The organism is Micromonospora cathayae, from assembly GCF_028993575.1.
Taxonomy (GTDB): domain Bacteria; phylum Actinomycetota; class Actinomycetes; order Mycobacteriales; family Micromonosporaceae; genus Micromonospora; species Micromonospora cathayae.
The window spans coordinates 7,157,403-7,180,580 of record NZ_CP118615.1; the positions used below are offsets into that span (position 1 = coordinate 7,157,403).

The window sequence follows — 23,178 nt, forward strand, 5'->3', positions numbered from 1 at the left end:
ACCCCGCCGCCTGGCCGCGCTGACCGGTCCGCCAGCCGTCCCCGGCGGCCTGGCCGGTGCGGACCGCGCCAGCCGATCCGTCCTCGCCCGGCCGGGTTCCGGCTGCCGGCTCGGCTGGGCCGGATGACATGGCGACGCCCGGCCCCGCGTACGGCGGAACCGGGCGTCGGCGTACGGAAGGCGTACGGAGGGTCAGCCCTTGCCGGCGTGGGTGGCGAGCTGGTCGAGACCGTGGATGATCCCGCCGGCCAGGTCGCCGCCGCCGAACGCCGCGACCATGGAGAGCGCGGCGAGCTTGGCGTACGTGTCCGGGATGCGCTTGCGGGCCTGCCGGCCGGTGACGATCTCCAGCCGGCGCTGGTTGGGCGACACGGCGATCAGGACCGAGCGGTCCGGCTCGGCGAGCTGGCGGTGCAGCCGCTCGGCGTGCTCACGGGTCGGCTCGTCCAGGCCACCGACGAAGACCGAGAAGACCAGGCCGGTGCCCTGGTCGGCCAGGCGCAGCGCCTCGTCGATACGCAGGAGCTGCCGGGTGGAGAAGGGGCCGTCCAGCACCTCCGGCGGGTTGCCCGCCTCGGTCTGCTGCTCACCAACGGTCACTTGCGCCTCCGGTTCCCCCGGCCGGCGCCTCGATGCCGGCCTGCTCCTGCTTGCGGCTGGTCAGCGCCGGGGCCTGCGCGCCCGCGGCCAGGGCGGTGCCGGCCGAGTCGGCCAGCTCCTCCGGGCGGGCGAGGAACCAGACCGGCGTGAAGTCGAACGGCCGGCCCGGCCGGTAGCGCTTCGCGCCACCATGCCCGCTGCGACCACCACTGGCGAGCGCCAACCCGGCGATCACCAGCGTCGCCACCGCCGGGATGCCGACGAAGACCAGCAACGTCTCGGTAACAGACAATCCCAACGCCCCCAGGCGGAAAGAGAGACCGGACCAACCGGGCCGCTCGGACGTGGTGTCGCCCGCCGACCCCTTTGCTGTTCACGTTAGCGGAGGCCACGGCCCGGCATATCGCGGGGTGGCGATGATCGCACCCGCCGCCGGGCGGGGACGCGCACGTCACATGGCCGCGCGGACGCCTGACGTGGCGGACGCGAGCCTGCCGCGTGGCCGTGCGGGCGCGTCACAGGGCCGTGCGGCCACGCGGCGGTGCGAACACCTCACACGGTCGTGCGGGCGCGTCACATGGCGGTGCGGGCCGACCAGAGTTCGGGGAAGACCACCCGATCCATGCTTCGGCGCAGCCAGGAGAGCCCGGCCGAGCCGCCACTGCCCACCTTCGCACCCATGGTCCGCTGCACGGCCTTGAGGTGCTGGTACCGCCAGTCGCCGAACTCCTCGGCCACCGTGGTGAGCGCCTCGCCGAGCAGCCGGAGGTGGTTGTCCGGCCCGGGGTCGGCGTAGATCTCCACCCAGGCCGCCTCGACCAGGGGGTGCGACTCGTGTTCCACGCTGACGTCCCGGTCGAGCAGGTCGGCGGGCAGGTCGACGCCCCGGCGGGCGAGCAGCGCGATCACGTCGTCCCACAGGCTCGGCGCGTCCAGGGTGGCGCGCAGCTGCGCGTACACCTCGGTCTGCCGGCGGAAGGGACGGATCAACGCCGGGTCGCGGAGCCCGAGCAGGAACTCCAGGTGCCGGTACATCGCGGACTGGAAGCCGGAGCCCTCGCCGAGCAGGTCGCGGAACCGGTTGAAGTCGGCCGGGGTCATCCAGCGCAGCCCGTGCCAGGCCGCGTTGAGCCCTTCCAGGTGCAGCGCGGTACGCCGCAGCGGGGCCAGCGCGTCCCACACCCGGTCGGCGCGCAGCAGCCGCTGGGCCTCCCGCAGCTCGTGGCAGGTGAGCCCGAAGTACAGCTCCATGATCTGACTGACCATCAGGAAGGACATCTCACCCGGGTCGCCGCTGAGCGGCTGTTGCAGGGTGTGCAGCGTGCTGGCGTGCACGTACGTGTCGTACGGCACCCGCTCGGTGAACTCCAGCGTCGGACGACCACCGTTGCGTGCCGCGCGCGCCGTGCGCTGCCGTGGGGTCGCCGGGCGCACCGTCGCGGTCAGGGTGGGCACCCGCAGGTCCGTCTGCTCCACCTGTGTCTCCCTCCATGAGCCGGATGTCCTCGTGATCTGGACCGGGCCACCTCATGATCTCGCGGCCGGATCGTCGAACGGAATGCCGGACCGATGGTCCTCCCTACCAGTACCCGTCAGAATGACGGTCGAACTCCGGATTCACTTCACGAAGGGAAGGTCAGGCGTGGACGACATGGACTGGGCGTTGCTGCGCGAACTGCAGGCCGATGCGCGGCTGTCGTTCAGCGAGCTGTCCCGACGGGTGCACCTGTCGCCGCCGGCCGTCGCCGAGCGGGTACGCCGGCTGGAGGAGTCCCGGGTGATCACCGGCTACCACGCCCACGTGGACCTGGCCCGCGCCGGCCGGAGCGTACTCGCCCTGATCAGGATGTCCTGCTACGGCAGCCGGTGCATCCTGCACGACCCGGCGGTCCCCGACTGGCCGGAGATCCTGGAGATCCACCGGATCACCGGCGACGCGTGCAGCATGCTCAAGGTGGCCGCCGGCTCGATGGGCGCGTTCGAGGCGGTGATCGACCGGCTCGCCCCGTACGGCCAGCCGTCCAGCACCATGGTCCTCTCCACCCCGCTGGACTGGCAGCCGGTCACCCCGGCCGCCCCCGTCACCCCCGACCCGCCCGCCCCGCGACGCTGACCCGCCCGCCTACCGTCCCCGCGACGCCGACCCGCCCGCCGCCCGCGCCGGGACGCCGACCCGCCCGCCGGTCGCACCCGGGCCGCCGGCCGCTGCGGGGTTTGCCGCCCGGACAGCGGGAACCCAGGGCCCGTCGCCCAGCACAGCACGGGTGCCGGGAAGGGGAGGATCATGCGGGGTCACCGACCCGGCCACGCCGCTTCGGCGGCGCTGGTCATGCTCACGCTGCTCGGGATGCTCGTCCTCACCGCGGGGACGCCCGCCCGCGCCGGGGAGAACGTCTTCGTCGAGGTCAATCCGAGTACGGTCCAGGCCGGCAACCGGGTGAACCTGCGGGCCAGTTGCGACAACCGGAACGACCAGCAGGCGGAGGTCACCTCGGACGCCTTCGGCCGGGTGGTGCTGCGCCCGAACAACGGCGGCTCCGGCACCGGGCGGGACAACGACAATGGTGGCACCAGCCGGGCCGACAGCGGCTTCCTCACCGGCGCGGTGACCGTGCCGGGCAGCACCGCACCGGGTGACTATCCGGTCGACCTGCGCTGTGCCAACGGCAACCGGGCGACCACCACGTTGACCGTGCTGAACATGACCCAGCCGAGCAAGGGTCCGGCCACCGGGGGCGGGGGCACCGCGGGTGGCCGGGGTGCCGGTTCGCTGCTGCTGGTCGGTGGTCTCGTGGTGGCCGCCGTCGCGGCCGGGCTGGGCGTCCTCGGCAGCCGCCCCCGGCGGCCCGGGAGTCCCTGACCGGGGTACGCCATGACCGGCTCACCCCAGCACGACGGTCCGCGCCGGTCGTCGGCCCGCCCCGGCGTCGCCCGGCGGTCCGCGACCGGCCGGCCCGAACGCGGAACCCGGCTCCGGCGCGGCCCGGTCCCGCTGGGCCACGGGCTGGTGCTGCTCCGGCGCGGACTGTGGTACGTCCTGGCGTCGCTCGGCCGGGTGTCGTGGCTCGGCGTACGGCTGCTCTGGCGCGGCCTCGGCGGAGGCGCGAAGCTGCTCTGGCGCGGGCTCGGCGAGGACGCGCGACTGCTCTGGCGGGGGTTGGTCCTGTTCCGGGGGGTTGCGGCCGAGGCCAGCCGGCTCGGGGGGCACCTGGCCGCTCCCGCCGCGCCGGGCACACCACGACAACCGGGCACCGGGGCCGCCCGGGCCCCGGCGACCCCCCGGGGGCCGGCCCGGCGGCTGGCCCGCACCGGACCGGGCGCGCCGGTGCTGGTGGTCGCCACGCTGATGGTGCTGATCATGACGATGCTCGGGGTCGAGCAGGTCACCGGCATGAGCCTGCTGCCGGACCGGCTCACCGCCGGTCTGCGTCCCCCGCCGCGCGCGTTCCCGGTGCTGCCCGCCAGTCCGCCGGTGGAACTCGACATCCAGGCGGTCGACGTGCACGCCCCGGTCCACCGGGTGGGTCTGGCCGCGGACGGCACGATCGGGGTACCGGACGAGAAGCGCTCCCACGAAGCCGCCTGGTACGACCAGGGCCCGACCCCGGGTCAGTACGGCCCGGCGGTGATCGTCGGACACGTCGACAGCTCGACCGGGCCGGCGGTCTTCCACGATCTGAAGCGGCTACGGGCCGGCGACCGGATCGAGGTCGACCGGGCCGACCGGTCGGTGGCGATCTTCGAGGTGAACGCGGTGGAACGGTTCGACAAGGAGCGTCTGCCGGTGGACGAGGTGTTCGGCGACTTCAGCCGACCGAACCTGCGTCTGATCACCTGCGGTGGCCGGTGGGTGGGAGGCCCGACCGGGTACGCGGACAACGTCGTGGTCTTCGCCTCGCTGGTGAAGGCCCGGCGACCGTGAGCGCGGACGCCTGGACGTCGGACCGCCGCAGCGGACCGTGGTCAGACCGCCGGGTCGGGAGACCGGGTCCGGACCGTCGCGGTCAGGCCGCCGGCCGTCAAGCCGCCTGGGTCGGGAGGCCGGGGTCGGGAGACCCGGCCCAGGCCGCTGGGTCAGGACGCCGGGCGTCGGGCCGCCGGGGTCAGGCCGCCGCCTCGGCCTCCCGCAGGTCGAGCCAGTCCGCCCAGCGAGGGTCGGGGGCTCGGTGGCCGAGCACCCGCCACGCCGTGCCCTTCGGGGCGGCCGGCATCGAGTGCAGCCGCCAGCCCAGCTCGGCCGGGGTCTTGTCACCTTTGGTGTGGTTGCACCGGGCGCATGCGGCGACGACGTTCTCCCAGGCGTGCCGGCCACCCCGGCTGCGCGGGAAGACATGGTCGATGGTCTCGGCCGGGCCCCGGCAGTACGCGCACCGCCCGCCGTCCCGGGCGAAGATCGCCCGGCGGGAGAGCCCGACGTGGGTGCGATAGGGCACCCGGACGAACCGGGTCAACCGGACCACCGAGGGGACGGGCAGGGCGTCGAAGGCGCTGTGCAGAACGCCGTCACCGTCGGCCACACAGACCGCCTTGGCGGTGAGCACCAGGATCGCGGCCCGACGCACCGACACGACACACAACGGCTCGTAGGTGGCGTTGAGGACCAACGCGCCGGAGCCCATTGCGGGTCGTATGTCAGGCATCGTGCTCACCCTCCCGGTCCAGCCGCTTCGCGCCCTTCGCGGTCGACCGTGGGCGACGCAGGGTCGACCGCGGCCGGCATCCGGAAGGATCACCGACGTTCCGTGCGCCAATCGTCCCTGATCGGACCCCGGATTGCACGTACTAATCCGGGGTCCCTCGTGAAGCTTTTTCGCCTGTGCAAAGATGACCGGTTTCGGACTTGTTGATCAAGGGTGAACCGGAGCCCGGCGCGGACCGTGGACGGGTGGGTCGGGCGTCACCGCCAGCCGCCGGTGCGGTACGAAAGCAGACGTGACAGTCGCCGATCCGACGCCGCCCGCTCCGCCGGTCACCGGGAGCCTGACGCCCGCCCTGCCGGGCGGGGAACGCCTGATGCTCGCCCTGCCGGCCGAGGAGAGCCCGAAGACGGACCAGCTCAGCCCGGACTGCCTCTCCGACGCGCTCTGCAAGAACGTCTACGAGGTGACCGGCTCGACCTGGTTCGCCGAGGGAAGCTACTGGATTCTGCTCAAGCCGCTGCGGATCGTGCTGATCCTGCTGCTGGCGGTGGCCGCCCGGTTCCTGCTCAGCCGGATGATCAACCGGCTGGTCCGGACCACCACCGACGGGGCGGTGCCGACCCTGCTCAAACCGCTGCGGGAGCGGATCCCCACCGCCGCTACCCAGCCGGGCGAGTTCGTACCGGAACGCCGACGCCAGCGCGCCGAGGCGATCGGTTCGGTGCTGCGCAGCCTGGTCACCGCGTTCGTCTTCGGCATCGCCCTGCTGATGATCCTGCGCGAGTTCAGCTTCGATCTGGCTCCGCTGCTGGCCAGCGCCGGAATCGTCGGCGTGGCCCTGGGCTTCGGGGCGCAGAGCCTGGTCAAGGATCTGATCGCCGGGCTGTTCATGCTGCTGGAGGACCAGTACGGCGTGGGTGACACGGTGGATCTCGGCGAGGCGACCGGGGTGGTCGAGTCGGTCGGACTGCGGGTCACCACGGTCCGCGACGGCCGGGGCGTGCTCTGGTACATCCGCAACGGCGAGATCGTCCGGGTCGGCAACAAGAGCCAGGGGTGGGCGCTGGTCGTGGTCGACCTGCCGATCGGTTTCGCCAGTACCGAGGAGGCGACCGCGGTGCTGCGTACCGCGGCGGCGTCGGTGGCGCTCGACCCGGACCTGGCCCCGGAGATCGTGGAACCGCCGGAGGTGCTCGGCGTCGAGCAGGTGACCATCGACGGCGCGCTGATCCGTACCGTGGTGAAGACCAGTGCCGAGGGGCAGTTCGCGATCGGCCGGGAGCTGCGCCGCCGGTTGGCCGAGGCCCTGGAGAACTCGGGCATCACCGCGAAGATCGCGTTGGCCCGCTTCTATCCGGGCGTGCCGGGTGGCCCGGGCGGCCCGCTACCGGGCGGTCCGGCACCGGGCGGTCCGGCCGGAGGGCCGACCACCACCCCCGCCGCCGGGCCGGGCACCCCCGCCTGAGCTGCGACTTCAGCGGTTCCATTCGGCCGCTCGAGCTGCCCGACCAACAAGGGGTCGCGATCCGCGCGGCCCCTCGGGTATCGTCCGTTCGTTCAGTCGGAGATGCGACGATCTATCCGTTCACCCTAGCCAGCCTTCAGACGATCGGGCAGAATCCGGGAACGAGCTCCTCCGGAGCGTGATCACGTCCTCGCTGCTCCGTAGATCTGACGACGATTCCCGGCCGTGCCACCACGAGTGGCCGCCCGTCGGGAACGATGGAGGCCACGGTGTCCGACGAGCGACCCCTCCACGAAGGTCCGGCCACCTTCGGTGAAGTGTTCGCCCAGACCGAGTACCGGGCCGTTCTGACGGCCACCACCCTGTCCTGGATCGGCGACTACATCGCCAAGGCCGCGGTGACCGTCCTGGTCTACCGGGAGACCGAGTCGGTGGCGCTCTCGGCGGCGGCGTTCGCGGTGAGCTACCTGCCCTGGCTGATCGGGGGGCCGCTGCTCTCCACGGTGGCGGACCGCTGCCGGTACCGGTCGGTCATGGTCAACTCGGACCTGTTCCGGATGGTGCTGGTCGCCCTGGTCGCCGTGCCGAACCTCCCGGTCTGGGCGATCCTCGGTCTGCTCTTCGCCACCACCCTGGCCAACCCACCGAGCCAGGCCGCACGGTCGGCGCTGATGCCGGTGATCCTGACCGGTGACCGGCTGGTGGTCGGCCTCTCGCTGAACAGCAGCGTGGGGCAGGCCGCGCAGGTCACCGGTTACCTGGTCGGCGCGGCCATCGCCACCGCGAACCCCACGGTGGCCCTGCTGGTCAACGCGGCCAGCTTCGGCGCGTCCGCGTTGATCGTCCGGCTCGGTGTCGGCGACCATCCCCGGGTGCTGACCGGTGAGGTACGCGCCTCGCTGCTGCGGGAGACGGCAGCCGGATTCCGCATCGTCTTCGGTACCCCGGTGCTGAGGGCGATCGCGGTGCTGGTGTTCAGCTCGATGCTCTTCTCCATCGTCCCGGAGGGGCTGGCCGGCGCCTGGGCGGGTGAGCGCGCGGGCGGCGGGGTGGACGCGGCCACCACCCAGGCGATGATCATGGCTGCCGCCCCGGTGGGCTTCATCCTGGGCGGCCTGATCATCGGACGGGCGGTACGACCGGCGCGCCGGGTGACCCTGATCCGCCCGTTCGCCGTCCTGGCCCCGCTGGTGCTGGTGCCCGCCCTGTTCGACCCGCCACCGGCCGTGGTGGCGGTGCTCGTGGCGGTCTGCGGCTTCGCGGTGGCCGGCCTGCTGCCGGTCGCGAACGGGCTCTTCGTCCGGGCCCTGCCGGACGGCTACCGGGCCCGCGCCTTCGGCGTGATGGCGACCGGCATGCAGGTGATCCAGGGCTTCGCCGTGATCGTCACCGGGTTGCTCGCCGAACGCTTCTCCATCCCCACCGTGGTCGGCCTGTGGAGTGCGGCCGGGGTGCTGCTGATGCTCGTGGTGGCCGCCCGCTGGCCGAACCCCGGCACCTTCGAGGCCGCCATCGCCGCGGCGAAGACCGGCCCGGCTGGCCCGACGTCCAACCCGCCGGCCGGGGCGGCACGCACCGGACCGGAGCCCCGCGGCGACGGCCCGCTGGCCGGCCGGCGGGCTGCCGCCGGCGGTACCGCCACGCTGTGACCGAGCCCGCACCGCGCCAGCCACGGACGGCCCCGACAGCGGCGTGGGCACCTGGCAGGATGGAACGGTGACTTCCCCAGCCGACGCCGACCGGACGCAACCGACCTTCTTCGAGGCGGTCGGGGGTGAGCCCACCTTCCGGCGGCTGGTCGCCGAGTTCTACGCCGGGATCGCCGCCGATCCGCTGCTGCGCCCGATGTACCCCGAGGAGGATCTCGGCCCGGCGACGGAGCGGATGACCCTGTTCCTGATGCAGTACTGGGGCGGCCCGAACACCTACTCCGCCCAGCGGGGTCATCCGCGCCTGCGGATGCGGCACGCGCCGTTCCGGATCGGGCCGGCCGAGCGGGACGCCTGGCTGCGGAACATGCGTCGGGCGGTCGACACCCTGGACCTGCCGCCGGACCTCGACACGACGCTGTGGGACTACCTCGAGCGGGCCGCGTACTTCATGGTCAACGTGATGGAGGATCCGGCCGTCCACTGACCGCCCCGGCCCACCCGTGGCCCCCGGCGACGCTCCGGCCCTGACGGCCACGGACGCCGGCCCGGACAGGGATGCCGGCCCGGACACCGCCCGGCTGCCAGCCCGGAACCGCTGGCCCACCCGCCCCCGCTGATCCAACCCGGACAGAGTCGGGCCGTCGGGAGGGCCGTCCGGGACAGGTGGTGACCGGCCCGGTGAACGGCGGCGGCCGGTCGGACCGCTCCGACCGGCATCACCGACGACCGTCGTCCCGTCGCGGAACCCGTGCCGCCCGCAGGGCGCACGCCAGCTCGGAGCAGGGTCACGCATGCCCTGAGCAGGGCGCTCGGAGCAGGGTCACGCATGCCCTGGGCAGAGTGCCCCCCGGCGCAGGGCACGGATGCTCAGAGCAGGGCACCCTCGTCGTGCAACCAGTCCACGAAGTTCGTCGCGACCGCCGCACCGCAGTCGAGCATCTCGACCAGCAGGGCGTCGTGGGTTCCCGCCCCCAGCGGCACCTGCAGCTCGGCATAGATCGGCAGTTGCCCGCGCTCGGTCGGGTCACCGATGTACGCCTTGCAGAACCGGCGGGTGTGGTTCCACTCGTTGACCACCCGGTAGGCCCGGTCGGCCCAGTCCGGTGGCACGGTCGCGTGTGGACGGGCCCGCATCACCAGGATCTCGTCCTCCGGGCCCTCGAGGGTGACCAGCACCGCGTGCCGCTCCCACATGGCCAGCAGGTTGCCGTCGCCGTCCGCGAGGTAGCGGACGTCGAGCAGGTCGAGCGCCTCGCAGACCCGGGCGAGGGTGACCGGGGCGACGACGACGGACATTTCCGGGCGCACCGGCCGCTCGGCGGCGGAGAGACAGTCGTCTCCCGGCTCACGTGGTGCCGGTGGTCCGACCCGGACGGTGCCTTCCACTGTGATCCCACTTCGACTTTCCGGTTCGCCACCACCGGCGTGACCGGGGCGCCATGACCACCACGGCATCGCTCGCGCACCTCACTCCCCAGCGGATCCACACGCCTACGGTGCGTTGGACCCGAGGATGGACGGTACCCGGACAGCCGGCGTGAAGCATCCCCCCAACGCCAGCCCCGGGACAGAAGAAGGACTACGGGTCATCCGTTCGGATGATCACTCGATGGCTTTACGACGAGATCTGCTACCTTTTGCGACCATACGGCTCCGTACGGTGCGACCAGTCCCACCCACCGGTTCGTCAGCCGCACCTGGACCGCCTCGGGGCCACCCCCGGCCACTCCGAGGAAACCCATCCGGACGATCCCCTGGACCAGTCGCTGGGTCACCTCGACCCGCTCCCCGCTCTCCGCGGTGACGACCACGGCGACGTGGTCGAGCAGCGCGTCGCGTACCGCCCGCTGACCCACCGCCCGTCCCGCCACCCCGTGCGCGGCGGCGGCCCGCAGCGTACCGGCGGCGGCGTCGGCGACCCGGCGCAGTTCGGCACCGGGGATCGTCTCGACCATCCACCCCGGCACGGCCGGCAGCGGCCAGCGCCACTGCGCGTCCCGCCGCGCCGGCAGGGCCGTCCCGGCCCGGTCCAACTCGGCGAGCAGGTCGGCGGCGGCCACCGTCGCGTCCCCGGGGCCGGGACCGGCCACCGTCCGGGACACCAGCACCGACCAGGGCAACCGGCCCCACAGGGTGGTCCGGCCGGAGGTGCCCGACGAGCGGAGCCGGACCAGCGCCGCCGGGTCGAACCGGACCAGCCGGGCCAGGAACGCACCGCTGTCGGTCACTCCGGTCAGCCCGTGCCCGGCCGCCCCGACGACGCCGTCCACGCCGGACCCGACCGGGCCGGGCCGGCCGTGCAGCTCGGCGCCGGTCACCCGGCCTCCCCGGCCGCCGGGGCGGGCAGGGCGTACGTCGACAGGAAGGTGCGTTCCTCCGGGGTGATCCGGCGCAGCCGCTTCTCCGCCAGGTCGTACGGGACCAGCACCGAACGGGCCCGACTGGCCAGCACCTCGCCGTCGTACAGCTCGTAGCCGATGGTGAAGGAGGCGGTACGGATCTCCTCCACCCACAACTCGATCCGGACGGTCGGGGCGGCGTCGGCGGTGGCCCGGCCCAGCGCGTAGTCCACCGGACGCAGGTAGTCGATCTCGTGCCGGGCGATCACCACGCCCTCGGCGAACGAGCCGACCCCCCACGCCCGGCCACCGGCGAACATCAACGCCACCCGCGCCTCCTCGTAGAGGGTGAGGAAACGCGAGTTGTTGACGTGCCCGTACGCGTCCAGGTCGGACCAGCGCAGCGTGCAGTGGTAGACGAACCGGTCGCTCATGCCGCCCCGATCAGTCGCGGGTGAGCTTGCGGTAGGTGATCCGGTGCGGCCGGGCCGCCTCCGCGCCGAGCCGATCGATCTTGTTCTTCTCGTACGCCTCGAAGTTGCCCTCGAACCAGAACCACTTCGCCGGGTTCTCCTCGTCGCCCTCCCAGGCCAGCATGTGCGTGGCGACCCGGTCCAGGAACATCCGGTCGTGCGAGATGACCACGGCGCAGCCGGGGAACTCCAGCAGCGCGTTCTCCAGGCTGGACAGCGTCTCCACGTCCAGGTCGTTGGTCGGCTCGTCGAGCAGGATCACGTTGCCGCCCATCTTCAGGGTCAGCGCCAGGTTGAGCCGGTTGCGCTCGCCGCCGGAGAGCACCTTGGTCGGCTTCTGCTGGTCCGGTCCCTTGAAGCCGAAGGCGGCGATGTACGCCCGGGACGGCATCTCGACCTTGCCGACCATGAGGTGGTCGAGCCCGTCGGAGACCACCTCCCAGACGGTCTTGTCGCCGGACAGGCCCTGCCGGTTCTGGTCGACGTACGACAGGCTGACGGTGTCGCCGACCCGGACCGTGCCGTCGGTCGGCTGCTCCAGCCCGACGATGGTCTTGAACAGGGTGGTCTTGCCGACGCCGTTCGGGCCGATGATGCCGACGATGCCGTTGCGCGGCAGCGAGAAGGAGAGGTTGTCGATCAGGATCCGGTCATCGAAGCCCTTGGTGAGGTTGGTCGCCTCGATGACCGTGTTGCCCAGCCGGGGGCCCGGCGGGATCTGGATCTCCTCGAAGTCCAGCTTCCGGGTCTTCTCCGCCTCGGCGGCCATCTCGTCGTACCGGTCCAGTCGGGCCTTGGACTTGGTCTGCCGGGCCTTGGCGTTGGAGCGCACCCACTCCAGTTCGTCGGAGAGGCGCTTCTTCATCTTGGCGTCCCGGCGGCCCTCCACGGAGAGCCGGGCGGCCTTCTTCTCCAGGTACGTGGAGTAGTTGCCCTCGTACCCGATGGCCCGGCCCCGGTCCAGCTCCAGGATCCAGCCGGCCACGTTGTCCAGGAAGTACCGGTCGTGGGTGATGGCCAGGACGGTGCCGGCGTACTTGGCGAGGTGCTGCTCCAGCCACTGCACGCTCTCCGCGTCCAGGTGGTTGGTGGGCTCGTCGAGCAGCAGCAGGTCGGGGGCCTCCAGCAGCAGCTTGCACAGCGCCACCCGACGGCGCTCACCACCGGAGAGCTGGGTGACGTCGGCGTCCGGCGGCGGGCAGCGCAGCGCGTCCATGGCCAGTTCGAGCTTGGAGTCGATGTCCCAGGCGTCGGCGTGGTCCAGTTCCTCCTGGAGCTTGCCCATCTCCTCCATCAGCTCGTCGGAGTAGTCGGTCGCCATCTGCTCGGCGATCTTGTTGAACCGCTCCAGCTTCGCCTTGGTCTCGGCGACCGCCTCCTCGACGTTGCCGAGCACGGTCTTGGCGTCGTTGAGCGGGGGCTCCTGGGCGAGCATGCCGACGGTGTAGCCGGGCATCAGCCGGGCGTCGCCGTTGCTCGGCCGGTCCAGCCCAGCCATGATCTTGAGTAGGCTGGACTTACCCGCGCCGTTCGGGCCGACCACACCGATCTTGGCACCGGGCAGGAAGTTCAGCGTCACGTTGTCGAGCACGACCTTGTCGCCGTGCGCCTTGCGCGCCTTCTCCAGGACGTAGATGAACTGGGCCACGGTGCGGGCTACCTCCGTACGTTGCGATTGGGAGCCGGCGAGCGAAGGGGCGGACCGGTCCACCCGCGTGCCGCCGGCCGCCGGCCGGGCGCACGCACGCCATCCTCAATCCTGACAGGTACGGCCGGCTGCGCCCACATCACCCCGCCCGGCCGGGCCGCCGACGTCATCCAGATCACGCTGAGGTTCGCCAACCGGTGATCAGGGAAGTAACAGCCGCACGGGGCCGCATACACCGCAGCTACCCTCAGTACGCTCGTGCGGAGGACCCGTCGTTTACCGGAGGTGGCCGATCGTGACCGTCCGTAGCTCCTTTGTCGTTGTGGCGAACCGTCTACCGGTCGACGAGGTGAGCACCCCGGAGGGACGACAGTGGCGGCGCAGCCCCGGCGGGCTGGTCACCGCGCTGCACCCCGTCCTCGCCGAACATCAGGGCACCTGGGTCGGTTGGGCCGGTGGCACCGGCGCCGCCCCCGAACCGTTCGACCTGGAGGGCATCCGGCTGCACCCGGTGCCGCTGAGCGCCGACGAACTGGAACGCTACTACGAGGGCCAGTCCAACGCGACGATCTGGCCGCTGTACCACGACGCGGTGGAGACACCGGCGTACAAGCGCCGCTGGCGGGACGCGTACCGGCTGGTGAACGCCCGGTTCGCGGAGGCCGCGGCGGACGTGGCGGCCGAGGGCGCGACGGTCTGGGTGCAGGACTACCAGCTCCAACTGGTCCCGGCGATGCTCCGCGAGCTGCGCCCGGACCTGCGGATCGGCTTCTTCCTGCACATCCCGTTCCCGCCGATCGAGCTGTTCATGCAGATGCCGCTGCGCGCCGAGGTGCTGCGCGGTCTGCTCGGCGCGGACCTGGTCGGTTTCCAGCAGCGGCTGGCCGCGCAGAACTTCGTCCGGCTGGCCCGGCACCTGCTCGGGCTGCGCTACGAGGGGCAGATGATCCAGGTCGACGGCCGGCAGGTGAAGGCCGGCGCGTTCCCGATCTCGATCGACGTGAAGGAGATGGAGCGGCTCGCCGCCGACCCGGCGATCCAGGCCCGCGCTAAGCAGATCCGCGAGGAGCTGGGCAACCCGAAGACGATCATCCTGGGCGTGGACCGGCTCGACTACACCAAGGGCATCGAGCTACGCCTCAAGGCCTTCCGGGAGCTGCTCTCTGACGGAAAGTTGACAGTTCCGGACGCGGTGATGGTCCAGGTCGCCACCCCGAGCCGGGAACGCGTCGAGCACTACCAGGCGCTACGGGTGAAGGTCGAACGGGAGGTCGGCCGGATCAACGGCGAGTACGGCAGGGTCGGCGTGCCGGCGGTCCACTACCTCCATCAGTCGTACTCTCGCAGTGAGCTCGCCGCCATGTATGTTGCGGCGGACGTGATGATGGTGACACCTCTGCGAGACGGAATGAATTTGGTGGCCAAGGAGTACGTGGCATCGCGCGCCGACCAGGGCGGCGCGCTCGTGCTCAGCGAGTTCGCCGGCGCGGCGACCGAGCTGCGCCAGGCTTTTCTGTGTAACCCGCACGACCCGGAGGCGGTCAAGGACGCGCTGCTGAAGGCGGTGCACGTGGAGCGGACCGAGGCCCGCCGCCGCATGCGCGTCATGCAGCGGCACCTGCGTACCCACGACGTGGGCCACTGGGCGAAGTCGTTCCTGAGCGAGTTGGGCACCCCGGATACGGAGGCCGCGTGAACACCGCCGTCTCCGAGAACGCACCGGCCGAGGTGATGGACCCCGAACTGCGGGCGGCCATCGGCCGGATCGCCCGGGTCCCCCAACTCCTGGTCGCCTGCGACTACGATGGCACGCTCGCCCCGATCGTCGAGGACCCCAGCAAGGCGGTGCCGCTGCACGAGTCGGTGGCCGCCGTCCGGGCGCTCGCCGCACTGCCGCAGACCAGCGTCGCGGTGGTCTCCGGGCGGGCGCTACGGGACCTGGCCGCGCTGTCCCGGCTGCCCAGCGAGGTGCACCTGGTCGGCAGCCACGGCTCCGAGTTCGACATCGGCTTCGTCGAGCGGCTCAGCCCCGAGCTGATCTCGGTACGCACCCGGCTGCGCAACGAGCTGCGCGAGATCGCCGCCGCCCACCCGGGCGTCCGGCTGGAACGCAAGCCGGCCAGCGTCGCCGTACACACCCGCGGGGTGCCGCCGCAGATCGCCGCGCAGGCCGTCGAGGCGGTCCGCAACGGGCCGGCCACCTGGGACGGGGTAACCGTCACCCAGGGCAAGGAGGTCATCGAGCTGTCGGTGGTCGCCACCCACAAGGGCACCGCCGTGGACCAGCTCCGCACCCAGCTCGCCGCCAGCGCGGTGCTCTTCATCGGCGACGACGTCACCGACGAGAACGCCTTCGGCAACCTGCACGGCCCGGACGTCGGCATCAAGATCGGCCCGGGTGAGACGAAGGCGCACTACCGGGTGGCCGAGCCGATCGAGGCGGCCCGCGCGCTCGGTCTGCTGCTGGAGACCCGGCGGCACTGGCTGTTCGGTGAGCGGGCGGTGCCGATCGAACGGCACTCGATGCTCGCCAACGGCCGGACGGTCGCCCTGCTCACCCCCGAGGCCAAGGTCACCTGGCTCTGCCACCCCAAGCCGGACTCGTCGGCGATCTTCGCCGACCTGGTCGGCGGCAGCCCGGCCGGGCACTTCAGTGTCGCCCCGGAGCGGGAGGGCATCCCGCTGGGGCAGCGGTACCGCAGCGGCACGATGACGGTGGAGACCCGGTGGTCCGGGCTGACCGTCACCGACTGGCTGGACCGCCCGTCCCGCGACGACGTCCCCAGCGGCTCCACGGTGATCTCCGGTGACTCGACCCTGATCCGGGTGCTGACCGGCACCGGCCGGGTCCGGCTGGAGTTCGCCCCCCGGCCGGAGTTCGGCCAGGTCGCCGTGCAGCTCCAGCCGCTCGGTGACGGGCTGCTGGTGCTCGGCTCCAACGAGCCGGTGGCGCTCTACTCCCCCGGCGTGCAGTGGCAGGTCACCAACGACGGCGGGTACGAGACCGCCAAGGCGGTCGTCGACCTTTCCGCCGCCGGTGGGCAGATCACCTGCGAACTGCGCTTCGGCACGCACAGTTTGGAGCACCACCGGGTGCCGGTGCACGAGCGGCAGGCCATCGCCGAGCAGCCGTGGAAGGACTGGGTGGCCTCGCTGCGGCTGCCGCAGACCGCCCGCGACCTGGTCGCCCGGAGCGCGCTCACGCTACGCGGGCTCTGCCACGAGGCGACCGGCTCGATCCTGGCTGCCGCCACCACCTCGCTCCCCGAGGAGCTGGGCGGGGTCCGCAACTGGGACTACCGGTACTGCTGGCTCCGGGACGCGGCGATGACCGCGCGGGTCCTGGTCGACCTCGGCTCCATCGAGGAGGCCGAGGGGCTGCTGCGCTGGGTGGACGGCTGCGTCGAGCGCACCGGCGGGCACCCGGAGCGGCTGCACCCGCTCTACACCGTCGACGGGTACGAACTGGGCGCCGAAGCGGTCATCGACACCCTGCCCGGCTACGCCGGCTCCCGGCCGGTCCGGGTCGGCAACCTCGCCAACCACCAGCTCCAGCTGGACGTGTTCGGCCCGATCGCCGACCTGATCGCCGCGGTCGCCGACGCCCGCGGTTCGGTCCGCGAGACCGAGTGGCGGGTGCTGGAGAACATGGTCGAGGCGGTCCGCCGCCGCTGGCACGAGCCCGACCACGGCATCTGGGAGGCCCGCCTGCCACCCCGGCACCACATCTTCTCGAAGGTGATGTGCTGGATGACCGTGGACCGGGCGCTGCACGTGATCCGGCAGCACGGCGACGGTGACCGGCCGGAGTGGGTCGAGCTGCGCGACCGGATCGGCGCGAACGTCCTGGAACACGGCTGGCACGACGGTGTCGAGGCGTACAGCGTCGCCTACGGCGACGAGGACATGGACGCCTCGTCGCTGTGGATCGGCCTGTCCGGGCTGCTGGCCGGGGACGACCCGCGTTTCCTCTCCACCGTGCTGAAGATCGAGGCGGACCTGCGCAGCGGACCGGTCGTGTACCGGTACCACTGGGACGACGGTCTGCCCGGCCGGGAGGGCGGCTTCCACATCTGCACGGCCTGGCTGATCGAGGCGTACCTGCGCACCGGCCGGCGGACCGACGCGGAGGAGCTGTTCGCCCAGATGATCGACACGGCCGGCCCGACCGGGCTGCTCCCCGAGCAGTACGACCCGCTGGCCGAGCGCGGACTGGGCAACCACCCGCAGGCGTACAGCCACCTCGGGCTGATTCGCTGCGCCCTGCTGCTGGACAACATGCTCAAGGTCTGAGTACGTACCACGGTCGGTGGCGGGGACCTCCAGGTCCCCCGCCACCGCCGTCTCTCTGCCCTGTCCCCGCCGTTTCGCCGGCCGTCCCCCGCCGTTTCGCCGCAGCCGCTCCCAGCCCGACCGGCCGCCGGGTGGTCAGCCGGACGGCGGATCGAGGGCGGTGACCGCGTCCCCGACCACCACGATGGCGGGCGGGCGCATCCCGGCGGCCGTCACGTCCGCCGCCACCGCGTGCAGCGTCGACCGAAGGCTCCGCTGGCCGCTGGTCGTCCCCTCCTGCACCACCGCCGCCGGGGTCGCCGGATCCCGGCCGTACGCGATCAGCGTCGCGGTGATCGCCGACAGGTTCTTCAGGCCCATCAGGATCACCAGGGTGCCCCGCAGCGCCGCCAACGCCGGCCAGCTCACCAGGGAGTCCGGGTGGTCCGGGGCGAGATGCCCGGAGACCACGGTGAACTCGTGCGCGACCCCCCGGTGGGTGACCGGGACCCCGGCCACCGCAGGAGCGGCGATGGAGCTGGTCACCCCGGGCACCACGGTCACCGGCACCCCGGCCGCCGCACAGGCGAGCAGCTCCTCGCCGCCCCGGCCGAACACGTACGGGTCACCGCCCTTGAGCCGGACCACGAACGCGCCGGCCAGCGCCCGGTCGACCAGGATCCGGTTGATCTCCTCCTGCGTGCGCGACGGCCCGTACGGGATCTTCGAGGCGTCCACCAGCTCGACGTCGGAGCGCAGTTCGTCGAGGAGCAGCCCGGGGACCAGCCGGTCGGCGACCACCACGTCCGCCTCGGTGAGCAGCCGCCAGCCCTTGACGGTGATCAGCTCCGGGTCGCCCGGCCCGGCCCCGACCAGCGCCACCCGGCCAGGCCGGGCGTCCACCGGGGCACCCGGCGGCGGGGACAGCGGCTGCGGGCTGCCCTGCCGCGCGTCCAGCAGGGTACGGATGGCATCACGGGTGGCCTTGGCCCGGTGCGGGTCGCCGCCGCCGAGCACGGCGACGGTGACCGGCCCGTGCCGGGTCACGGCGGGGGTCCACGCGGTGGCGGCGGTCCGGTCATCGGCGCGTACGCAGAAGATCCGGCGCTCGGTCGCGGCGGCGCTGACCGCCGCGGCGGCGGCCCGGTCGTCCACCGCCACCTGGACCAGCCAGGCCCCGTCCAGGTCGGCGGGGACGAACCGGCGCGGCTCCCAGTGCAGTCGACCGGCGTCCACGTGCGCCCGCAGGGCGGGGGTGAGTTCCGGGGCGACCAGCAGCACGTCCGCGCCGGCATCCAGCAGCGCCGGCACCCGGCGGGTGGCGACCGCGCCGCCACCCACCACGACCACCCGCCGAACGGCCAACCGGAGGCCGAGCGGGTACGGGCTCGGGTTTCCTGGTGCGGTCACTTCTCGGCCACCCCCGCCGCGTCGAAGGTGGACACCTCGTGCAGGACGCGCGCCGCACCCGTGACCACCGGCAGGGCGAGCAGCGCGCCGGTACCCTCGCCCAGCCGCAGCCCCAGGTCGATCAGCGGGTCGAGCCCGAGGTGGCGCAACGCCACGGTGGCGCCTGGCTCGGCGGAGCGGTGCCCGGCGACCATCGCGCCCACCGCGTCCGGGGCGAACGCGGCGGAGACCAACGCGGCGGAGACCGCGATCACGCCGTCCAGCAGCACCGGGATCCGGTGGGCGGCGGCGGCCAGGATCAGCCCGGCCAGCGCGGCGTGCTCCAGACCACCGACGGCGGCGAGCACCCCCAGCGGGTCCGCCGGGTCGGGCCGGTGCCGGTCCAGCGCCCGTCGCACCACCGCCACCTTCCGCCGGTACGTCTCGTCGTCCACGCCGGTGCCCCGCCCGGTCACCGCGTCCGGGTCGGCCCCGGTGAACGCGGCGACCAGGGCGGCCGACGGGGTGGTGTTGCCGATGCCCATATCCCCGGTGAGCAGGATGCCCGCGCCGGCGGCGATCAGCTCCTCGGCGACCCGGATGCCGGTCTCCACAGCGGCGCGGGCCTCGTCCCGGGTGAGCGCGGCGGTGACGGTCAGGTCCCGGGTGCCCGGACGGACCCGGGCCTCGACCAGCCGGGGTGCGCCGGGAGCGGGTCCCGATGTGTGTGCGGTGTCCGGATCGCCGGTACGGGGACCGGGTCCCGATGTGTCCGGCGTGTCCGGGTCGCCGGTGCGGGGACCGGGGACCGGGACCGGGGCCAGTGTGTCCGGGTCGCCGGTCGGTGGGACGGGACCGGGCAGTGGGGTGGCGACGCCCACGTCGACCACGGTGACCGACGCGCCGGCCTGCCGGGCGAAGGCGTTCACCACCGCCCCGCCGGCCAGGAAGTTGCCGATCATCTGCGCGGTGACCTCCTGCGGCCACGGGGTCACGCCCTGGGCGTGCACACCGTGGTCACCGGCGAAGATCGCCACGGCGGCCGGCTCGGGCAGCGGCGGCGGGCAGGTCCCGGCCAGGCCGGCGAGGCGTACCGAAAGGTCCTCCAGGGCACCGAGGGAACCGGCGGGCTTGGTCAACCGCGCCTGGAGTTCCCGGGCGGCGCTCATCGCCGATCCGTCGAGCGGCCGAATCGCCGCGATCGTGTTCTCCAGCATCACGCCTCCAGGATCTCCGCCAGTGTCGCCACGAACGCGTCGGTGGTGCGCGGGTCGCGGACCGCCACCCGCAGCCAGTCCGGGCCGAGCCCGGGAAAGGTGTCGCCCCGGCGTACCGCCCAGCCGCGCTCACGCAGGACGAGCCGGATCCGGTCCGCGCCGGGGATCTGCAGCAGCACGAACGCGCTGGCCGGGCGGCCTGCCACCCGTACCCCGGGCAGGGCCGACAGGCGGCGGAGCAGGTGGTCGCGGTCGGCGGCCAGGTCGGCGGCGATGGCGCGCTCGGCGGCGACAGCCTGCGGCGTCGCACACGCGGTCGCGGCGGCCAGGGCCGGGGTGGAGACCGCCCAGAGCGGCTGGACCCGGGCGAGGCGGTCCAGCAGCCCGGCCGCGCCGAGCAGGTAGCCGATCCGCAGCCCGGCCAGCCCCCAGGTCTTGGTCAGGCTGCGCACCACGAGCAGGCCGGGCAGGTCGCGCCGGTCGGCCAGCGACTCCGGCTCACCCGGTACGCCGGGCGCGGTGGTGGTGTCGGCGAACGCCTCGTCCACCACCAGGATCCGGCCGGGACGGGCCAGCCCGGCGATGCTGGCGGCGGGGTGCAGTACCGAGGTCGGATTGGTGGGGTTGCCGACCATGACCAGGTCGGCGTCGGCGGGTATCCGGGCCGGGTCGAGCCGGAACCCGTCGGCCGGGTCGAGGAGCACCCGCTCCACCCGGTGTCCGGCGGCGGCGAGGGCGGCCTCCGGCTCGGTGAACTGCGGGTGCACCACCACCGGGCGGCGTACCCCGCGCAGTGCCTGCGCGATCAGCACGAAGCCCTCGGCGGCCCCGGCGGTGAGCAGCACCTCCCCCGGTGGCCGACGGTGCCGGGCGGCGACCGCCGCGCGGGCCGGGGCCGGGTCCGGGTAGGCGGCGAGGTCGGTCAGCGAGGCGGCCAACGGCCCGGCCAGCCAGGGCGGCGGGGCGGCCCGGCGGACGTTGACCGCGAGGTCGACCAGCCCGGGAGCCACCTCGACGTCACCGTGGTGGCCCAGGTCCGGCCCGGCCCCGACGCTCTCAGTGTCACCGCGGCGGCCGGTCTCCGACCCACTCCCAGCACCCTCGGCGTCACCGTGGGGGCGGAGGTCCGGTCCGGGTTCGGCATCCAGGAACGCTCCGCTCGGCTGACCACGCATGTCCGCGATCCTGCCGGGAAGGTGGCGTACGGGACAGCGCATCGGGGCGTGGGGCGCGTCACGGCGCGGATTCCATCGTAAGACTGATGAATATGAACCACCCTTAAACGGGATATGTCATAGCTTGACGGCGTGAGCTTCCGACCCCTTGCCTCCGCCCACCGCTGTGTCCCTCTCCTACGCGCCGGTCTGATCGCCGGCATCATCGTGGCCGCCGTCGCGTACCCGATCGTCGCCGCCGCCGGCATCGGCGCCCAGAGCGGCGCCGAGTTCTCCAAGCACAAGGCCGACCTGCTGCGCACCTCGATGCCCGCCGAGACCTCGTACGTCTACGCCGCCGACGGCACCCTGCTGACGATGTTCTACGAGGAGTACCGGCAGTACACGAAGCTGTCCCAGATCGCGCCGAGCATGCAGCAGGCGATGGTGGCGGCCGAGGACAACCGCTTCTACCAGCACCGGGGGGTGGACCCGAAGGGCGTGGCGCGGGCGTTCGTCGCCAACTCCACCTCCGGCGGGGTCTCCCAGGGCGCGTCGACGATCACCATGCAGTACGTCCGGATGGCCCTGCGGGACAGCGCCACCACCCCGCAGGAGGTACAGGACGCGACCGCCCAGACCAGCCTCCGCAAGATCCGGGAGATGCGGCTGGCGCTGGACGTGGAGAAGGAGATGTCGAAGGAGGACATCCTCGAGCGGTACCTCAACTCGGCGTACTTCGGGCACCGGGCGTACGGCATCTACGCCGCCGCGCAGATCTTCTTCTCCAAGAAGCCCAAGGAACTGACCCCGGTCGAGTCGGCCACCCTCGCCGGCCTGGTCAAGTCCCCCTCCGAGTACGACCCGGTCACCTCCGACCAGAAGGACGCCGTCGGGCGGCGCAACTACGTGCTGGAGCGGATGGGCCAGCTCGGCTACCTGTCGCCCGACGAGGCCACCCGCCTGCGCACCGAGCCGCTCCGGATCGACCAGAGCGACCCGCGCAACGACTGCGCCTCGATCCCCGACAAGTACAACACCCTCGGCTTCGCCTGCGACTACCTGAAGAACTGGTGGAGTTCCCAGCCCGCGTTCGGGGAGAACCGGCTGGAACGGATCGACAAGCTGCGCCGGGGCGGCTACCGGATCGTGCTCAGCATCGACCCGAAGATCCAGGAGGCGGCGGAAAAGAACGTGGGGGCCAAGGACGGCACCGGCAGCCCGTTCGCCAACGGGGTGGTCGTCTCCGAGCCGGGCACCGGACGGGTGAAGGCGATGGCGGTCAACCGGAAGTACTCCCTGGACACCGACGACAACCCGTCGACCTCCAACCCCGAGGCCGACCCGAAGATGAAGGCCAACTACCCGAACACGGTCGCGCCGCTGCTCGGCGGCGGCAGCCTGGCCGGCTACCAGGCCGGGTCGACGTTCAAGATGTTCCCCATGCTGGCCGCGCTGGACGCCGGCATGCCGCTGTCCACCTCGTTCAACGCCCCGCACAAGTACCGGTCCGAGGTCTACGACGGCTGGTCGCCGTCGAACGCCAGCGGGGCGATGAGCGGTACGCAGACCATGTGGTCCGGGTTCGGCAAGTCGGTCAACACGTACTTCGTGTGGCTGGAGGAGAAGGTCGGCGCAGACCGGGCGGTCCGGCTGGCCGAGCAGCTCGGGCTGCGCTGGCGCACCGACGTGGACCGGGCGCAGGCGTCACCGGAGAAGGCGAAGAAGTGGGGCGCGTTCACCCTCGGCGTCTCCGACGCGACGCCGCTGGAGCTGGCGAACGCGTACGCGGCGATCGCCGCCGACGGCCGGTACTGCGAGGCGATCCCGGTGTTGTCGATCACCACGCGGGACGGTACCCCGGCCACCTACCGGACCCCGTCCGGCCTGGAACGGGAGGTCGCCAAGCCGCGCTGCCGGCAGGTGGTCAGCGCCGACGCGGCCCGGGCGGCCACCGACGCGGCCCGCTGCCCGACCGGCGACACCCCGGCACGCGGCAGTTGCGGCGGCTGGTCGACCGCCGACAGCGTCCGCGGCACGGTCGGCCGCCCGGTGGCCGGCAAGACGGGTACCACCGACAGCACCCGGGCGGCCTGGTTCGTCGGGTACACCCCGGAGCTGGCGGCGGCGAGCTTCATCGCCGACCCGGACAATCCGTTCAACGCGGTCGGTGACGGTCAGTCCCAGACCCCGATCGCCGCAGTCGCGAACACCCTCAAGGACGCCCTCAAGGACGCCCCGAAACGCGACTTCACCCCACCCTCCGACCACCTGGTCGGCTAACCCCACCCGGTGCCGCCCGGCCCCACCCGGCCCGCCCCGCCCCGCC

General features: G+C 72.7%; 19 protein-coding genes and 1 pseudogene. 9 read left to right on the plus strand and 11 right to left on the minus strand.

Annotated elements, in window-relative coordinates:
• Positions 1 to 192 precede the first annotated feature (192 nt).
• The 3 genes from PVK37_RS31465 to PVK37_RS31475 all read right to left on the minus strand — a co-directional run bounded on the left by PVK37_RS31465 (position 193) and on the right by PVK37_RS31475 (position 2,076).
• Complete coding sequence (locus PVK37_RS31465) at positions 193 to 600, minus strand: DUF5130 family protein (protein WP_275031538.1); 408 nt, start codon at positions 598 to 600, stop codon at positions 193 to 195.
• Positions 587 to 898 carry an aa3-type cytochrome oxidase subunit CtaJ gene (ctaJ, locus tag PVK37_RS31470; protein WP_480212892.1) on the minus strand — a complete coding sequence of 104 codons (312 nt, stop codon included), beginning with the start codon at positions 896 to 898 and terminating at the stop codon, positions 587 to 589. Before ctaJ ends, PVK37_RS31465 begins: the two co-directional genes overlap by 14 nt.
• Before the next feature lie 275 nt (positions 899 to 1,173).
• Positions 1,174 to 2,076, minus strand: a complete 903-nt coding sequence (locus PVK37_RS31475; protein ID WP_275031541.1) for a tryptophan 2,3-dioxygenase — start codon at positions 2,074 to 2,076, stop codon at positions 1,174 to 1,176.
• A 166-nt stretch (positions 2,077 to 2,242) separates the two neighbouring features.
• On the opposite strand from PVK37_RS31475, the gene PVK37_RS31480 reads away from it, so the two are divergent.
• From PVK37_RS31480 to PVK37_RS31490, 3 genes are all read left to right on the plus strand, one after another.
• Positions 2,243 to 2,713, plus strand: coding sequence for an Lrp/AsnC family transcriptional regulator (locus PVK37_RS31480; RefSeq protein ID WP_275031544.1), 471 nt, complete (start codon positions 2,243 to 2,245; stop codon positions 2,711 to 2,713).
• Positions 2,714 to 2,884: 171 nt separating this feature from the next.
• Positions 2,885 to 3,460: a hypothetical protein gene (locus PVK37_RS31485; protein WP_423790975.1), complete on the plus strand. Its 576-nt coding sequence runs from the start codon at positions 2,885 to 2,887 to the stop codon at positions 3,458 to 3,460.
• A gap of 297 nt (positions 3,461 to 3,757) precedes the next feature.
• Positions 3,758 to 4,522 carry a class F sortase gene (locus PVK37_RS31490; RefSeq protein WP_423791127.1) on the plus strand — a complete coding sequence of 255 codons (765 nt, stop codon included), beginning with the start codon at positions 3,758 to 3,760 and terminating at the stop codon, positions 4,520 to 4,522.
• A gap of 181 nt (positions 4,523 to 4,703) precedes the next feature.
• Here PVK37_RS31490 and PVK37_RS31495 read toward each other — a convergent pair whose 3' ends face one another.
• Complete coding sequence (locus PVK37_RS31495; protein ID WP_275031546.1) at positions 4,704 to 5,240, minus strand: HNH endonuclease; 537 nt, start codon at positions 5,238 to 5,240, stop codon at positions 4,704 to 4,706.
• A 373-nt stretch (positions 5,241 to 5,613) separates the two neighbouring features.
• On the opposite strand from PVK37_RS31495, the gene PVK37_RS31500 reads away from it, so the two are divergent.
• The 3 genes and pseudogenes from PVK37_RS31500 to PVK37_RS31510 all read left to right on the plus strand — a co-directional run bounded on the left by PVK37_RS31500 (position 5,614) and on the right by PVK37_RS31510 (position 8,841).
• The gene (locus tag PVK37_RS31500) at positions 5,614 to 6,705 is read left to right on the plus strand and encodes a mechanosensitive ion channel family protein (protein WP_275035297.1); all 1,092 of its coding nucleotides are present in this window, start codon (positions 5,614 to 5,616) and stop codon (positions 6,703 to 6,705) included.
• A gap of 257 nt (positions 6,706 to 6,962) precedes the next feature.
• Positions 6,963 to 8,425 (plus strand): annotated as a pseudogene (locus PVK37_RS31505) (MFS transporter).
• Positions 8,422 to 8,841, plus strand: a complete 420-nt coding sequence (locus tag PVK37_RS31510) for a globin (protein ID WP_275031550.1) — start codon at positions 8,422 to 8,424, stop codon at positions 8,839 to 8,841. Before PVK37_RS31505 ends, PVK37_RS31510 begins: the two are co-directional and overlap by 4 nt.
• A gap of 383 nt (positions 8,842 to 9,224) precedes the next feature.
• Here PVK37_RS31510 and PVK37_RS31515 read toward each other — a convergent pair whose 3' ends face one another.
• From PVK37_RS31515 to ettA, 4 genes are all read right to left on the minus strand, one after another.
• A complete protein-coding gene (locus PVK37_RS31515) occupies positions 9,225 to 9,812 on the minus strand; it encodes a type III secretion system chaperone family protein (RefSeq protein WP_275031551.1) in 588 nt (195 codons plus the stop codon).
• A gap of 131 nt (positions 9,813 to 9,943) precedes the next feature.
• On the minus strand, positions 9,944 to 10,675 hold the full coding sequence (locus PVK37_RS31520) for a DUF8185 domain-containing protein (protein ID WP_423790976.1): 732 nt from the start codon (positions 10,673 to 10,675) through the stop codon (positions 9,944 to 9,946).
• Complete coding sequence (locus tag PVK37_RS31525) at positions 10,672 to 11,130, minus strand: acyl-CoA thioesterase (protein ID WP_275031553.1); 459 nt, start codon at positions 11,128 to 11,130, stop codon at positions 10,672 to 10,674. The genes PVK37_RS31520 and PVK37_RS31525 overlap by 4 nt, the downstream gene beginning before the upstream one ends.
• Before the next feature lie 10 nt (positions 11,131 to 11,140).
• On the minus strand, positions 11,141 to 12,817 hold the full coding sequence (ettA, locus tag PVK37_RS31530) for an energy-dependent translational throttle protein EttA (RefSeq protein WP_275031555.1): 1,677 nt from the start codon (positions 12,815 to 12,817) through the stop codon (positions 11,141 to 11,143).
• A gap of 295 nt (positions 12,818 to 13,112) precedes the next feature.
• Between ettA and PVK37_RS31535 the strand changes: the two genes are divergently transcribed.
• Both PVK37_RS31535 and otsB read left to right on the plus strand, forming a co-directional pair.
• Complete coding sequence (locus PVK37_RS31535; RefSeq protein WP_275031557.1) at positions 13,113 to 14,513, plus strand: alpha,alpha-trehalose-phosphate synthase (UDP-forming); 1,401 nt, start codon at positions 13,113 to 13,115, stop codon at positions 14,511 to 14,513.
• A 35-nt stretch (positions 14,514 to 14,548) separates the two neighbouring features.
• On the plus strand, positions 14,549 to 17,110 hold the full coding sequence (gene otsB, locus PVK37_RS31540) for a trehalose-phosphatase (protein WP_275035299.1): 2,562 nt from the start codon (positions 14,549 to 14,551) through the stop codon (positions 17,108 to 17,110).
• Between the two features lie 135 nt (positions 17,111 to 17,245).
• Here the strand turns inward: otsB and cobA are convergent, their stop codons facing one another.
• Genes cobA through cobC form a run of 3 tightly spaced genes read right to left on the minus strand, consistent with a single transcriptional unit; the run spans position 17,246 to position 20,870 of the window.
• Complete coding sequence (gene cobA / locus PVK37_RS31545) at positions 17,246 to 18,499, minus strand: uroporphyrinogen-III C-methyltransferase (RefSeq protein WP_275031559.1); 1,254 nt, start codon at positions 18,497 to 18,499, stop codon at positions 17,246 to 17,248.
• Complete coding sequence (locus PVK37_RS31550) at positions 18,496 to 19,695, minus strand: nicotinate-nucleotide--dimethylbenzimidazole phosphoribosyltransferase (protein ID WP_275035300.1); 1,200 nt, start codon at positions 19,693 to 19,695, stop codon at positions 18,496 to 18,498. Before PVK37_RS31550 ends, cobA begins: the two co-directional genes overlap by 4 nt.
• Positions 19,695 to 20,870 (minus strand): Rv2231c family histidinol phosphate aminotransferase CobC, encoded by a 1,176-nt coding sequence (gene cobC / locus PVK37_RS31555; RefSeq protein ID WP_275031561.1) that lies wholly within the window; start codon positions 20,868 to 20,870, stop codon positions 19,695 to 19,697. The genes PVK37_RS31550 and cobC overlap by 1 nt, the downstream gene beginning before the upstream one ends.
• Before the next feature lie 132 nt (positions 20,871 to 21,002).
• Between cobC and PVK37_RS31560 the strand changes: the two genes are divergently transcribed.
• Positions 21,003 to 23,132, plus strand: a complete 2,130-nt coding sequence (locus tag PVK37_RS31560) for a transglycosylase domain-containing protein (protein ID WP_275031563.1) — start codon at positions 21,003 to 21,005, stop codon at positions 23,130 to 23,132.
• The last annotated feature ends 46 nt before the right edge of the window (positions 23,133 to 23,178 follow it).